The 14,136-nt window shown below is 63.0% G+C and carries 12 protein-coding genes; 5 read left to right on the top strand and 7 right to left on the bottom strand.

Annotation, left to right across the window (positions count from 1 at the left end; translation table 11 throughout):
• Positions 1-11 precede the first annotated feature (11 nt).
• Both QCE63_RS24830 and QCE63_RS24825 read right to left on the bottom strand, forming a co-directional pair.
• A complete protein-coding gene (locus tag QCE63_RS24830) occupies positions 12-782 on the bottom strand; it encodes a transporter substrate-binding domain-containing protein (protein ID WP_309836711.1) in 771 nt (256 codons plus the stop codon).
• A 37-nt stretch (positions 783-819) separates the two neighbouring features.
• Complete coding sequence (locus QCE63_RS24825) at positions 820-1,578, bottom strand: IclR family transcriptional regulator (protein ID WP_309836710.1); 759 nt, start codon at positions 1,576-1,578, stop codon at positions 820-822.
• 128 nt (positions 1,579-1,706) lie between these two features.
• Between QCE63_RS24825 and QCE63_RS24820 the strand changes: the two genes are divergently transcribed.
• Positions 1,707-2,990 (top strand): AAA family ATPase, encoded by a 1,284-nt coding sequence (locus QCE63_RS24820; protein ID WP_309836709.1) that lies wholly within the window; start codon positions 1,707-1,709, stop codon positions 2,988-2,990.
• A complete protein-coding gene (locus tag QCE63_RS24815) occupies positions 2,987-3,601 on the top strand; it encodes a hypothetical protein (RefSeq protein WP_309836708.1) in 615 nt (204 codons plus the stop codon). Before QCE63_RS24820 ends, QCE63_RS24815 begins: the two co-directional genes overlap by 4 nt.
• 50 nt (positions 3,602-3,651) lie before the next feature.
• Here the strand turns inward: QCE63_RS24815 and QCE63_RS24810 are convergent, their stop codons facing one another.
• The 4 genes from QCE63_RS24810 to QCE63_RS24795 are packed head-to-tail and all read right to left on the bottom strand — an operon-like array spanning position 3,652 to position 7,103.
• Complete coding sequence (locus QCE63_RS24810; protein WP_309836706.1) at positions 3,652-4,818, bottom strand: ABC transporter ATP-binding protein; 1,167 nt, start codon at positions 4,816-4,818, stop codon at positions 3,652-3,654.
• Positions 4,815-5,468: an ABC transporter permease gene (locus QCE63_RS24805; RefSeq protein WP_309836704.1), complete on the bottom strand. Its 654-nt coding sequence runs from the start codon at positions 5,466-5,468 to the stop codon at positions 4,815-4,817. The genes QCE63_RS24810 and QCE63_RS24805 overlap by 4 nt, the downstream gene beginning before the upstream one ends.
• Positions 5,469-5,487: 19 nt before the next feature.
• A complete protein-coding gene (locus QCE63_RS24800) occupies positions 5,488-6,390 on the bottom strand; it encodes a glycine betaine ABC transporter substrate-binding protein (RefSeq protein WP_309836703.1) in 903 nt (300 codons plus the stop codon).
• Entirely contained in the window at positions 6,387-7,103 is a 717-nt protein-coding gene (locus QCE63_RS24795) for an ABC transporter permease (RefSeq protein WP_309836702.1), read from the bottom strand. Before QCE63_RS24795 ends, QCE63_RS24800 begins: the two co-directional genes overlap by 4 nt.
• 388 nt (positions 7,104-7,491) lie before the next feature.
• Here QCE63_RS24795 and QCE63_RS24790 point away from each other — a divergent pair, with 388 nt between their 5' ends.
• The gene (locus tag QCE63_RS24790) at positions 7,492-9,225 is read left to right on the top strand and encodes a diguanylate cyclase (RefSeq protein WP_309836701.1); all 1,734 of its coding nucleotides are present in this window, start codon (positions 7,492-7,494) and stop codon (positions 9,223-9,225) included.
• A gap of 616 nt (positions 9,226-9,841) precedes the next feature.
• Positions 9,842-11,914 carry an ATP-binding protein gene (locus tag QCE63_RS24785; protein ID WP_404990189.1) on the top strand — a complete coding sequence of 691 codons (2,073 nt, stop codon included), beginning with the start codon at positions 9,842-9,844 and terminating at the stop codon, positions 11,912-11,914.
• A gap of 116 nt (positions 11,915-12,030) precedes the next feature.
• On the opposite strand, the gene QCE63_RS24780 is transcribed toward QCE63_RS24785, so the two are convergent.
• The gene (locus QCE63_RS24780; protein WP_309836699.1) at positions 12,031-12,663 is read right to left on the bottom strand and encodes a dihydrofolate reductase family protein; all 633 of its coding nucleotides are present in this window, start codon (positions 12,661-12,663) and stop codon (positions 12,031-12,033) included.
• A gap of 282 nt (positions 12,664-12,945) precedes the next feature.
• Between QCE63_RS24780 and QCE63_RS24775 the strand changes: the two genes are divergently transcribed.
• Positions 12,946-14,136, top strand: a complete 1,191-nt coding sequence (locus tag QCE63_RS24775) for an alkaline phosphatase PhoX (protein WP_309836697.1) — start codon at positions 12,946-12,948, stop codon at positions 14,134-14,136.

Raw genomic sequence — 14,136 nt, 5'->3', positions numbered from 1 at the left:
GGTCCGTGGGCTTACTTGGCGCTGGCCGTCGTGGCGGTCGTGCTGAACCACTTCTTGACGATGGCGTCGTAGGTGCCGTCGGCCTTGATCTTCGCGAGCGCGGCGTTCATCTGGTCGCGCAGTTGCGGCTCGTCCTTGCGCACGGCGATGCCATACGCTTCCGTGGTCAGTTCCTTGTCGAGCACGCGGAAGCCGGGGCGGGTGCGCACGAACTGGAACGCGGCGGGCTTGCCGGTGACGGCGGCATCCGCGCGGCCGATGCCGACGAGATCGAACATTTCCTGGTTCTTTTCCACTTCCACGCGCTGCACTTGCGGATAGTTGTCGCGCAGGAAGTTCACGGACTTCGTGCCGACCTGCACCGTGACCTTCTTGCCGTTGAGATCGGCGAGCGTCTTGATCGGCGAATCGACTTTGACCAGCGCCGAGAGGCCGCCTGCGAAGTACGACTGCGTGAAGTCGACGACTTGCGAGCGCTCCGGCGTGATGTAGATACCGGAGATGGCGGCATCGAAGCGACGCGCGACGAGACCCGGAATCAGCCCCTTGAAGTCGATGTCGGTCCACTGGACCGTCTTGCCCATTGCCTTCGCCAGCGCGTTCATGATGTCGATGTCGAAGCCGGTGCGCTGGCCCTTGTCGACGAATTCCATCGGCGGGAAGGTGGCGTCGGTGGCGACGTTCAGCACCTTCGAGTCGTCTGCGGCGGCGCTGCCGGGCAGCACGGCGGCCATGATCGCAAAGCCGAGGCTCGCGGCGGTAAAGAGGTTCTTGAGTTTCATCGTGTGGGCTCCGGGTGTGGTTCGGTTTTTGAATCGGTCAGCTGGACTGCAATTGGGTGCTAATGGCGTTGGCCGTGCGTACGGTCCAGTCGGCGAGTTGCTGTCCGCGGCCGGCGGCGCGCGAGGAGGGCGCCATCAGCGTGATCGACGCGGCCGCGCCGCCGCTGCCGCTGCCACGCGTCGGACGCCGGAATACGGGAGCGCTGACGCCCCACACGCCGATATCGATCTCGCTGTCGCTGACCGCGTAGCCGCGCGCGCGAATGGCGTCGAGTTCGGCTTCGAGGGCGGCGCGCGCGATGGGGTCGCCGGCGAACTGGCGGTCGAGGGTTTCGGCGCGGGTTTTATCGGCCATGAAGGCGAGCAGCGATTTCGCCGATGCCCCCGCACGCAGCGGCACGGCGCGGCCTTTCTCGAAGGAGCAGCGCAGCGAGTGCGTGCTCTCGATCATTTCGAGGCAGATCACCTGGTCGTTCACGGCGACGATGAGGCCGACGCTTTCCTGCGTCGCGCGGGAGAGTTGCAGCATGCTGTCGCGGCTGGCTTCGACGAGCATCGAGTTGACGTCGAAGCCGAGCGCGAGCTGGAGACTGATGGGACCGGGCGCGTAATAACCGGAGTCTTCCGAGACGAAGCCCCAGCGCTTGAGCAGCGCGACTTGCCGGTAGAGCGTGCTTTGCGCGAGACCGGTGGCGCCGAGCATGTCCTTCACGGACATGGCCTTGCCGTGGCTGGCGAGTGCGCTCAGCACGAGCAGCAGGCGCTCGGCCCCGATGACGCTGGAATCCTTGTTCACGGTTTGGGTCGTTGTTTGAAGCGGTGGTGATGGACAGAGAATGCCATGCGGCTCCCGCTGGACAAAAATCGGTTTCTCAGGGGATGAGAAATTAAATAAGGGGTTAACCCTTGATTCGAGACGGCGGAATGACGGGTCTGGCTGGCCGAAAGGGCTATCGTTCAGGCATAAAGCGTCGCGCTATACTTCCCGCAAGCTTTTCCCACCCGCCAAGCAGAGCCGTGGTTCTGCGTCAGCAATCGACCGCCCGGACTATGCTAATTTCTCGACTCAAACTAAAGAACTGGCGAAATTTCAGGCATATCGACGTTCCACTGAGAAACCGGACCTTCGTGATTGGCGCTAACGCGTCGGGAAAGTCGAATCTGCTGGACGTCTTTCGGTTTCTGCGAGACATCTGCAAGCCCGCAGGCGGTGGACTGCAGAAGGCAATTGAAGATCGAGGTGGCCTGACTAAACTTCGTTGCCTTCAGGCGCGGACGGACCATGAAGTCGAGATCCATGTGGCTATCTCGGAAGATGCCGATTCGGATCCCATTTGGGAATACACGCTTGCGTTCAAGGCTGAAGGCAAGGGACTGCATCGCGTTCTGGTCACGCGGGAAATCGTCGAGCGGGCAGGACGATCCACCCCGGTTCTCAATCGGCCGGATAACGACGATAAAAAAGATGTTCTGCGACGGACGCAAACGGCGATTGAACAAATCAATTCGAATTCGGAGTTTCGGGAAGTTGCTGAGTTCTTCCGCGAAACAAATTACCTGCATTTGATTCCGCAGTTACTCAAGCATGACGAAATGAGCGCACGCTTGGCAGAGGGCGATCCATTCGGGCAGGGTTTATTGCAGCGCATTGCAAAGACGCCCAAGCCGACACGGGATGCGCGCTTGCGTCGAATCCAGCAGTCTCTGGAGAAAGCGGTTCCTCAGTTCGATCAGCTCAAATACGAACAGGACAAGGAAACAGGGCATCCTCATCTGCTGGCGTCTTACCAGCATTGGCGCAGTCACGACGCATGGGAGCGAGAAGATCAGTTTTCTGACGGAACGTTGCGGCTGCTGGGTCTTTTATGGATGTTGCAGGAGAGCGCTTCGCTGCTGTTACTGGAGGAGCCGGAGCTTTCCCTCAATGACGCAATCGTGGGACACATTCCGTTGATGATTGATCGAGTCTTGCGCAAGCAGAAAGTCTTCGGGCGGCAAGTGATCGTCACGACCCATAGCAAGGCGCTGCTGAGCAATCCGCTCGACGGCAGGGCCATTCTGGTGTTGGAGCCTGCAAGAGACGGCACGATTGCCCGGGTGGCAGATGAAACCGAACTCAAACTGATGTCACAGGGACTCTCTCCGGCAGAGGTTTTATTGCCCAGGACCCGTCCGCAAGATATCGATCAGCTCGGGCTATTCGCATGACGCGTTCCGTGTTTGTAGTCGGTGAAGACGAATTGTGCTGCGCACTCGCGGATGCGTTGATCGCGCAAAGCGGGATAACTTCTCGTGTTCAACAAAGAATCATCGCAGGCGGCGCCGCTCCGTTCCGGAAGAAGATCTCCGCGATGAACGAAGTTGCACGGAACGTAATGCCCGTATTGATGGTGGCCGATGGCGATCAGGCGCGGTGCGTCGTCACCCAGCGAAACGCGTGGCTTCCACCGGACGTCAGCGACAGGCTGTCGATGCGGCTGGCGGTCAAGGAAGCGGAGGCTTGGGTGCTTGCGGACCACATCGGCTTCTCGAAGTTTGCCGTCGTGAGCAAGGACTTGTTTCCAGCACAGCCGGAAACAGATGCGGATCCGAAGCAAAGACTTCTGTCGCTGGTGAAGAAGAGCAAGCGGCGGGAGTTGCGGGACGAGATGCTGCCCGGAAAAGGAGCGACCTCGCCGGTGGGCTTGGGCTACAACGTTCACATGACGGACTTCGTCAGGAACCACTGGAGTGTCGGGCGGGCAGTTGCCCGGGCGCCGAGTCTGGCTCGAGCCGTGCCACGCGTGGCTGCACTGCTGCGAACTGCGAAGGGAACGTGAAGCGCGTCGAGATCAGGTGATCCGTTCCCCTGACCCGACGCGTGCTACGCTCACACCCCCGCCATCTCCCCCACCCGCGCCACCGGCCCATGCCCGGTCTGATGCCGCGATCTACCCGAACTCAAATAATCCGCGATCGAATCCTGCGTGATCTCGCCGACGTAGTGCCCATCGGCATCCAGCACCGGCATCCACGACGACCGGAACTGATACATCTTCGACAGCACGATCCGCAGGTTCTCATCCGGCGACACCGTCGCCTGAAACTGCGTGAGCTTGTCGCCGCATACGCCTTGCGCCCCACGCGCCGCGCGTCGCGACACGAGTCCGAGCGCATGCCGCTCGCCATCCAGCACGGTCAGATAGCGGCTATCGCTTTCGTCCATCAGCGCGAACGCATCGGCCAGCGGCGTCTCGGCGCGCACGGTATCGGGCTGCGTCGCCGCGTCCCCGGCCTTGACGAGCAACAGCCGCTTCAGCGTGCTGTCAGCGCCGACGAACTGGCCCACAAACTCATCACGCGGATGTGCCAGCAAAGTATCCGGATGATCGTACTGCACGAGCTTGCCGCGCCGGAACACGGCCACGCGGTCGCCGAGCTTGATCGCTTCGTCGATATCGTGGCTCACCATGATGACGGTCTTCTTCAACTGGCGCTGCATCGCGAAGAATTCGTTCTGGATGGTCTCACGATTGATCGGATCCACCGCGCCGAACGGCTCGTCCATCAGCAGCACGGGCGGATCGGCGGCCAGCGCGCGGATCACGCCGATGCGCTGCTGCTGCCCGCCCGACAACTCGCGCGGATAGCGCTTCAGATACAGCTTCGGATCGAGCGCGACCATCGACATCAGTTCGGTCGCGCGCTCGGCGCAGCGCTTCTTGTTCCAGCCGAGCAGGCGCGGCACGATCACGATGTTCTCCTCGATCGTCATGTTCGGAAACAGGCCGATCTGCTGGATCACGTAGCCGATATGCCGGCGCAGGTCCACTTCATTGAGCCCGGACGTATCCTCGCCGTTGATCAGCACGCGTCCCGACGTCGGCTCGATCAGACGGTTGATCATCTTGAGCGTCGTGGTCTTGCCGCAACCGGACGGGCCGAGGAACACGCAGATCTCGCCCTCTTCAACCTTGAGGCTCACCGAGTCGACGGCGTTCACTTTCTGGCCGTCCTTCTGCGTGAAAGTCTTCGTCAGGCGGTCGAGTTCGATCATGTCTTTTGCACTCCCTTCGGTGTCAATACACGCTGCAATGCCTGCAGCAGCAAGTCGGCGACGATCGCGAGCAAGCTCACGAGCACGGCGCCCACCAGCAATTTCATCATGCTGCTCTGGCCGATCGCGCGCACGATCAGCGAGCCCAGCCCGCCTGCGCCAATCACGGCGGCAATCGTCATCACGCCGATGTTCATCACCACGGCGGTGCGCACGCCGCCGAGGATCACCGGCACGGCCAGCGGCAGTTCCACGAGACGCAGCCGTTGCCACGCCGTCATGCCGATGCCGATCCCCGCTTCCTTGATGCCCGCTTCCACGTTGCGCAGTGCGAGATAGGTGTTGCGCATGATCGGCAGCAGCGAGTACAGGAACACGGCGGTGATCGCCGGCACCGCGCCGATGCCTTCGCCAAAACGCGAGAACACCGGGATCATCAGGCCGAACAACGCGATGGACGGCAGCGTCAGGATGATGGTCGCGAGGCCGAGCAGCGGGCCGGCGAGCCACGGATAGCGATTCATCACAATGCCGAGCGGCACGCCCGCGAGGATCGCGCAGCCCACGGCCAGTCCCACCAGATAGCAATGCTGCAAGGTCAGTTGCAGCAGTTCGGGCCAGTTGGCGCTCAGATAGTCGGTCAGACTCATCGTTCAATTTCCTCCGTCTTCAAGGCAGCTTGTGCGCGCGCAGAAACTCGCTCGCGACCGCCTGCACCGACTTGCCGTCGATATCGACCTGCTTGTTCATCTCCAGCATCGCGTCGTTGTCGAGTACGGCGGACAGCGCGTTCAGCTGTTCGGCCAGCTTGGGGTTCTGCTGGAGCACCGTCGCGCGCACCACGGGCGTGGCGTTGTAGGGCGGGAAGAAATGGAGATCGTCTTCGAGCGGCACGATGCCGAAGCCCTTCACGCGGCCATCGGTGGTATAGACGAGACCGATGGTCAACTGGTTGTTATGCAGCGCCGTATAGACCAGCCCCGAATCCATCTGCCTGGTCTCGGCGCGGCTGAAGTGCAGGTCGTAGGCGGCTTCCAGCGGCTTCAGGCCATCGGGACGATTCGCGAACTCCGCATCCATGCCGAACACGTGGCGCGTGCCTTTCGGGTCGCGCTTGAGCTGCTCCGACAACTGCGAGATCGTGCGGATGCCCGACTTGCGCGCGGCTTCGGCGGGCAGGCCGAGCGCGTAGGTATTGTTGAGCGGCGACTTGTTCAACCAGACGAGCCCTTCCTTGGCGTCGAGATCCTTGACGCGCTGGTACATCTCGTCGGGCGACATCTTGTCCTTCAGCTTGTGATAGACGAGCGCCGCCGTGCCGGTGTATTCCCACGTCAGATCGACCTGGCCGTTTTCCTGCGCGCTGCGCAGGAGCACGCTGCCGAGGCCGGTGCGCGTATCGATCGTATAGCCGCGCGCCCGCAGATACTGCGACGTGATTTCGGCCAGCACATACTGCTCGGTGAAGTTCTTGCCGCCGACGACGAGATTCGCGGCCAGCGCCGGCACACTCGCGCACGCGCTCAGCGCAACGGCGGCAAACGCGTGGCGGAGGAAGCGGGAAAGCCTCATGGCGTCACCTCGCTGCCGTTGGTCCAGCGCCGGCTCGCCGCGGACACGATGGCGTCGAGCAGCAGCGCGAGGATCGCGGTGCCCGCCGCGCCGAGCAGCAGCATCTGGTTATCGTTCAGATAGATGCCGGGGAAGATCAGCGTGCCGAGACTGTCCGCGCCGATCAGATAGGCGAGCGGCGCCGTGCCCACGTTGATCGCGAGCGCGGTGCGCACGCCGCCCACGACGATCGGCATGGCGTTGGGAAACTCCACGCGCATCAGCGATTGCATGCCCGTCATGCCGATGCCGCGCGCCGCTTCGAGCAGCGAGGCGGGCACGTTCTTCATGCCTTCGTAGGTGTTGCGCGTGATCGGCAGCAGCGAGGCCAGGAACAGTGCGATGACGGCGGGCGTATCGCCGATGCCGAAGATGCCCAGCGCGATCGCGAGCACCGCGAGCGAAGGCACCGTGTTGCCGATGTTGAAGATCTGCATGAAGCCTTCCGCCTGCCGCGCGAGGCCGGGACGGCTGAGCGCCACGCCTGCGGGAATGCCGATGACGATGGCAAGCGCCATCGAAATGCCCACGAGCAGCAGGTGACGGCCCGTGTAGTAGGCGAGATCGCCGGAATATTTGTGCCATGTACTGGCGTCGATCGCGCGCGTCAGCCACACGGCCACGAGTACGACTGCCAGCAGGCCGCCCAGGGTTTGGACAGTGCGTCGGGACATGGAAAGGGTCTCCTTGTTCGAAGGGCGAGCGCGATTAAACCACGCTGCGTCGTGCGCCGCTGCCGACAGACGCGGGCGCCGAATGGGAGCTGGTTACAGCCGGAATGGAAAGAGTGAGCGCGAAGGCGACGCGCATGCGTGCGCACCGTAAGCGCGAGCTATCCGCCGCTCAGCAAGGTCGGGCGAGGGTTGGACCGAAAGGTCGGGGGGCGGCGTCTCCGTTTGAGCAATGGACGAGCCTCGAGCGAGGCAGCGATCAGAAAGCTTTTAGCAAGCCTTGTGCCCACCCGCAAAAAATATGCTTGAAGCGCTCAATTTGAACGTTCTTGTGCCGTTGTAGCGTGATGCGTCACACTAATGACAACCCGGCGATGGCACCAGCGTGCGTATGACGACCCCCGCATCAGACGATCCTTCCGGCATTCTGCTGACGGCACAGCGCGATTCCGCGTTACAGACGCTGTGCCGTCTGGCTCGGGCGCATTTCCAGGTGGCCCGCGCGGCCATCACGGTTCGGGATCGTCACGGTGAAACGCGCCTCGTGTTCGATGGCGCGCCGGTCCTGCGGCTTCCCGACACGTCCGCCATCGACGCCCCGACGGGCATCGTCGCCTCCTGCGATCTGATGGATGGCTCGGGGTGCTCAGTGGGCGTGCTCGCCCTGATTGATCCATCGCCGCGCACCTTCGACGCAACCCACACGAACTTCCTGCGCGATCTCGCGAAACTCGCCGGACACGCGATCGCCACAGCGGAAGAGGGCGAGCGGCTGCATCGCCGGATCGGCAGGATGAAGGAGGACGGCGAGCTGACCTCGCTGGCGCTCTCGGGCAGCGGAACAGGCGTGTGGGACCGCAATGTCATGACCGGCGAGATCCACTATTCGCCCGACTGGCATGCGTTGATCGGTTATGAATTGCATGAGTTGAGCAACCGTATCGAAGATGCCGTCGAGCGTCTGCATGCCGATGACCGCGACTACGTGAAGGCCGCGATGCAGGCGCACTTCGACGGCAACACGCCGAGCTATGCCGTCGAACACCGGATCCGCTGCAAGGACGGCAGCTACAAGTGGATCTGCAGCCGGGGCAAGGTGGTCAGCCGCGACGGCAGCGGCCGCGCGCTGCGCATGGTCGGCACGACGACCGACATCACCGCGTTGCGTGAACTGGCGCAGCGCTTGCAGCATTCCATCGACCTGGTGACCAATCTCACGCATCAGGTGCCCGGACTCGTGTTCCAGATGCACCAGTCCCCCGATGGCCAATGCCGCTTCTCCTACGCAAGCGACGGCATCCGCGAGATCTACGAGCTGGCGCCCGAGGACATCCAGCGCGACGCCCACGCGATCGACGCACTGATCGACCCACGCGATCTCGCCGCCTACCGGGCGTCGCAGCGGGCCTCCGCCGCCAGTCTGACGCCATGGCGGCTCGAATATCGCGTCAATCTTCCGCGCCAGGGATTGCGCTGGCGCGAAGGCGAAGCGCGGCCGCAGCGCAGCGCGGACGGCAGCACCGTATGGCACGGCTTCATCACGGACGCGACCGAGCGCAAGCGCATCGAGGCTGAGCTTCAGTCGCTGGCGACCACGGACCATCTGACGCAGTTGTCGAACCGGCGTGAATTCGTGAGCCAGAGCGAGGCCGTGCTCGACGCATTGCGGCAGCGGGTCCTTGCGTGCGCATCGACGTTGCTGCTCGACCTCGACCACTTCAAGGTGCTGAACGATCGCTGGGGACATTCGCTCGGCGACCGCGCGCTCGCGCATTTCGCGACACTCTTGCGCGCGGCAGTGGAGCAGGGCGCCATCGTCGCGCGCATCGGCGGGGAGGAGTTCGCCGTGCTCTTGCCGGGCGCGGACCTCGAGTCCGCCCGCGCGCTGGCCGGGCGCTTGCAGGCACGGATCCATGCCACGCCGCTCCTGCATGGCGATGAGCGGATCGCGATGACCGTGAGCATCGGCATCGATTCGATGTTGACCACGGATATCGAAGCGGCGCAAACGCTGTCGCGCGCCGACATCGCGCTGTATAGCGCGAAGAAGCAGGGCCGCAACCGGATCGAAGTGTTCATGAACGCGGCGCGGCCGGACATCGATGTGATTGCCGGCGTGAGTTGAACGCAGCGCTTCGAAGCCGCATCGCGTCCACTCTTTGTCCGCTTCACATGCGGAATATCCCTGCTTTTCCGGCACTCGAACGGCCATGGCTGCCTTAAACTAGACGGCCGTTCGCCGCCGCGTGCGCCGCCGGATCAAGCCTGGAACAAGAACTTATTTGATGACTCAGCCTCTCGACTCTGATGCGCAACGCATGGCCGCGCTCGTGCGCCATGACGTGCTCGACACACCGCATGAATCCGCCTTCGATGACATCGCCAGCCTCGCCGCCTCGCTCTGCGGAACGTCCATCGCGCTGATCAACTTCGTCACGGCGGATCGTCAGTTCATCAAGGCGGAAGTCGGCCTCGGTGAGCGCGCGACTTCGTTCGAAAGCCCGTTCTGCATACAAGCGCTGCGGGAAGCCGGGTTTCTTGAGATCCCCGATGCCCTCGACGATCCGCGCTTCGCCAGCCATCCGCTCGTGACCGGTGCGCCGCAGGTGCGCTTCTATGCGGGCGCGCTCCTGACAACCGCCGACGGACTTCCGCTCGGCACGCTCTGCGTGATGGACCCTGCGCCACGCAGTCTTGATGCAACCCAGCAGCAGGCGCTGCGCATGCTGGCGCGTCAGGCGATGACGACGCTGCAACTGAAGCGCGCCGCGAAGGACGCGCAGGCGTATCGCGTGCGCTATGGCGCACTGTTCCATGCCATCGATGACGGCTTCTGCACGATTGAATTCTTCGACGGTCCGCATGGCCCGTTGAGCGACTACACGCACATCGAGGCGAACCCGGGTTACGAGCGGCACACGGGGATTGCGGACATCGTCGGCAAGACCCTGCGCGACATCGATCCCACCGATGCGGACCAATGGATCGAACTGTACGGCGGCGTATTGCGTACCGGTATTCCTGTGCGTTTCGAGCGCTATTTCATCGGCGCGGGACGGCATATCGAAGTGTCGGCGACCCGGGTCGAGCCGCCGAGCCTGCGGCAAGTGTCGGTGCTGTTCCGCGACATCTCGGCGCGCAAGAAGGCCGAAGCCGCGTTGCGCGCCAGCGAGGCGCTCGCGCGGCAGAACATCGAGCGGGTGCAACTGGCGCTCGCGGCCGGCGCGATCATCGGCACCTGGTTCTGGGACTTGCCGAGCGACCGCTTTACCGTCGACGAAGCCTTCGCCCAATCATTCGGCCTCGATCCCGCGCAAGGACACGAAGGCCTGAGTCTCGCGCAGGTGATCGCGAACGTGCATCCCGAGGACCGCGACGGTCTCACCCAGGCATTGACCGAAGCGTTTCGGCGCGGCGGTCACTATGCGCATCAGTATCGCGTGCGGCGCGCGGACGGACGCTATTACTGGATCGAAGCGAATGGCCGGGTGGATCACGGCGCCGACGGCACGCCGCTGCGATTCCCGGGCGTGCTGCTGGACGCCGAGCAACGCCGCGCCGTGGAAGCAGAACGCGATCGCGCGGCCGCGTCGCTGCGCGCGCTGAACGAGACGCTCGAACAACGCGTCGCCGCGCGCACCGCCGAACTGATGCGGGCCGAAGAACAGCTGCGGCAAGCGCAAAAGATGGAAGCCGTCGGACAACTCACGGGCGGCCTCGCGCACGACTTCAACAATCTGCTGGCGGGCGTGTCGGGTTCGCTGCAATTGCTGAGCATTCGCCTGAGCCAGGGACGGGTCGCCGACGTCGACAAATATGTCGTGGCCGCACAAGGCGCGGTGCGGCGCGCGGCCGCGCTGACGCATCGCCTGCTGGCGTTTTCACGCCGTCAGACGCTCGACCCGCGTTCCACCGACGTCAACGCGCTCGTCAACGGCATGACCGATCTGATCCAGCGCACGGTTGGGCCGGGCATCCGGGTGGAGGCGGTCGGCGCCACCGGCCTGTGGCCCGCGCTCGTCGACGCCGGGCAACTCGAAAACGCGCTGCTCAACCTCTGCATCAACGCGCGGGATGCGATGCCGGACGGCGGCGCCATCACGGTGGAGACGGCCAACAAGTGGATCGACCACACCGCCGCGCACACCCACGACATGCCCGAAGGACAGTTCCTGTCGCTCTGCGTGACCGATACCGGCACGGGCATGACGCCCGACATCGTCGCGAAGGCCTTCGATCCGTTCTTCACGACCAAGCCCATCGGCATGGGCACCGGACTCGGCCTGTCGATGATCTATGGCTTCGCGAAGCAGTCGGGTGGGCAAGTGCGCATCTATTCGGAGCCGGGGCAGGGCACGACGGTATGCATCTATCTGCCGCGCTTCTATGGCGACGTCGCGCGCGACCTGCCCGATCACGACGCCACGCCCATTTCGGGCGCGGAGAGCGGCGAGACGGTGCTGATCGTCGATGACGAACCGAGCGTTCGCATGCTCATCACCGACGTGCTGGAAGAGCACGGCTATACCGTCATCGAAGCGGCCGACAGCGTGGCGGGTCTCAAGGTGCTGCAATCGAATGTGCGCATCGACCTGCTCATCAGCGACGTGGGTCTGCCCGGCGGCATGAACGGCCGTCAGATGGCGGATGCGGCGCGCGCGTCGCGGCCCGATTTGAAGGTGCTCTTCATCACCGGCTATGCGGAGAACTCGGTGATCGGCAATGGCCGCCTCGACCCCGGCATGCAGGTTTTGACCAAGCCGTTCGCGCTGGAAGCGCTTGCCGCGAAGGTCAGGCAACTCGTCGACGGTTGAGTGCAACGCTGTCCTTGCTGCGCACGGCCTTTTGATCATGGGTCAATCATTTGAGGTCGAACTCCGGGTTCGATGTGGGTCGGGTTAGCTGAGACAACGCGTGCGGCCGTGTGGGTTCAGGTCCGGGCAGGTTCATCGAACGAGCCTGTCTGGACCTCGCCGGCGCGCACATAGCGCGCGATCAGCACGCCGCCCGATGTGCGGATCATGTGCGTCAACTCGAAGGCCCGCGTCTCTGCGTCGTCGCCGAACAGGCGTCGGCCCCGTCCGAGCATGACCGGGAAGGTCAGCAGGCTGAGCTCGTCCACGAGACCGGCTGCGAGCAGCTGGCGCACCATGTCGCCGCTTCCGAAGGTCAGAAGGTCTGCGCCCTCCTGCGTCTTGAGTGCACGGACCGCACTGGGCAGGTCGCCGTCGAGCGCGCGGCTGTTGTGCCAGCCGAGTCCGCTCTTCCGATGCGTGGCCACGTGCTTCGGCACCCCGTTGAATTTCTCCGCGAGCGCGTGACTGGCGGCGTCGGGCGCCACGTGCGGCCAATGCGACGCGAAGATGTCATGGGTGCGCCGCCCGAGCAGCAGTTCGAACGACTTCGCGAGCAACTGCTGCACGTGTTCGCCGATGGCGGGATCGGCATAAGGAACGATCCAGCCGCCCAGGCGGAAGCCGCCGCTGATGTCTTCGTTCGGACCGCCGGGCGCCTGCATGACGCCGTCCAGACTGCTGAATACCGAAACCGTGAGTGTGCGCATCGTTTTCTCCAGGGTGATGCCGATACGACGAACGAGGCGTCCGCCAATCGACATGCCTGATTCGGAATGAAACGAGAATAACGACTATTTTATTTCATGGATTCGATTATCTGATTCGATGAAGAATCAATTCGCCTGAATGAAACGCAGCGCCTGCGATTCAATTCCAATCCGACAGTCGTCATTATTCGAAAGATTTTATTTCAAAATGAGTGCGACGGATTTCCAGGAAAAGCCCCGTTTAATCGTCGCTGCTGTGCGTTACTGATTTGATCGGCGGCATTGCGCCCATTCAAGGCGCTTTCGCATTTGCAAAATCAGAGACAACATCGGCTTCAATCAAAGCGGTTATCGCGAAATCTTAAATCAACAGTTGGGGTTCCCATGAAAATCAACGTCTCTATAGTCTGTTTAGCCATCACTTTGCTCACCACCGGTTTGATGACCGGTTGCGGCGATTCGGACGACGACTCGTCATCCGGCAGCGCGCCGTCGGTCAGCATCTTTGCCGGACAGATCAACACGCCAGGTTCCGCAGGGGGCTCGGTCAACGGCGCTCAATTCGACGCACCGATGGGTCTCGCTGCCGACCAATCCGGCAACATCTATGTCGCGGATGAGAATGCCGAAACGATCAGCAAGATATCGAACGGCAGCGTCTCGATTCTCGCCGGGACGCCCTATCAGCAAGGCTCGTCCGATGGCGCTGGCTCCGCCGCACGGTTCGAATCGCCGCAGGAACTGGCAATCGACCCATCCGGCAACCTGTATATGACGGACGACGTGCCGAATTCGGATGCGGAGATCGTCAGGAAGATCACGCCCGCAGGCCAGGTCAGCACGATCATCAATCCAGCCACCGGCCAGGCCTTGCAAACCAATGGCAGCACGGCGATTGCCGCGGATGCGCAGTCGAACGTCTACATTTTCACGACCAATGAGACTACGGGCGCCGTGCAACTCACGCAGATCACGCCTGCTGGCGCGGTCAATCCGGTGGCGCTGACCAGCATCTCGGCTGCGCCCGTGCTGCTGATCAATCCGCAGGCGCTCGCGGTGGATGCGTCGAACAATCTCTATATCTCCGACAACGACATCAACGCCGAGGCAGGCGCGTTGTACAAGGTGTCGCTGAACGGCTCGGCGGGGCAGGCAACGCTTCTTGCTGGCTCGGTGGTCAGTTCCGGGTCGAGCGATGGCACCGGCTCGCTTGCTACCTTCAACGGTCTGGATGACCTGGCAATCGACAGCGGCGGCAATGTCTACGCGGAGGACTACTACAACGGGACGATCCGCGAAATCACGCCGGGAGGCGTGGTCACGACGTTTGCCGGCGTGGCGGGCCAGCCCGGGCTGTTTCTTGGCCAGCTGCCGCTGCCGCTGCCGCTTCTCGACGGGTTGGCTATCGTGGGATCGACGCTCTACATGTCTGCCACCATCAACAGCGTCGTGTTGCAGATTGCGCCGCTCTGA

The sequence above is a fragment of the Caballeronia sp. LZ065 genome (genome assembly GCF_031450975.1).
In the GTDB taxonomy this organism is placed as follows: domain Bacteria; phylum Pseudomonadota; class Gammaproteobacteria; order Burkholderiales; family Burkholderiaceae; genus Caballeronia.
Note: the sequence above shows the minus strand (reverse complement) of the source record. Positions and strands in the feature narration are given on the sequence as shown.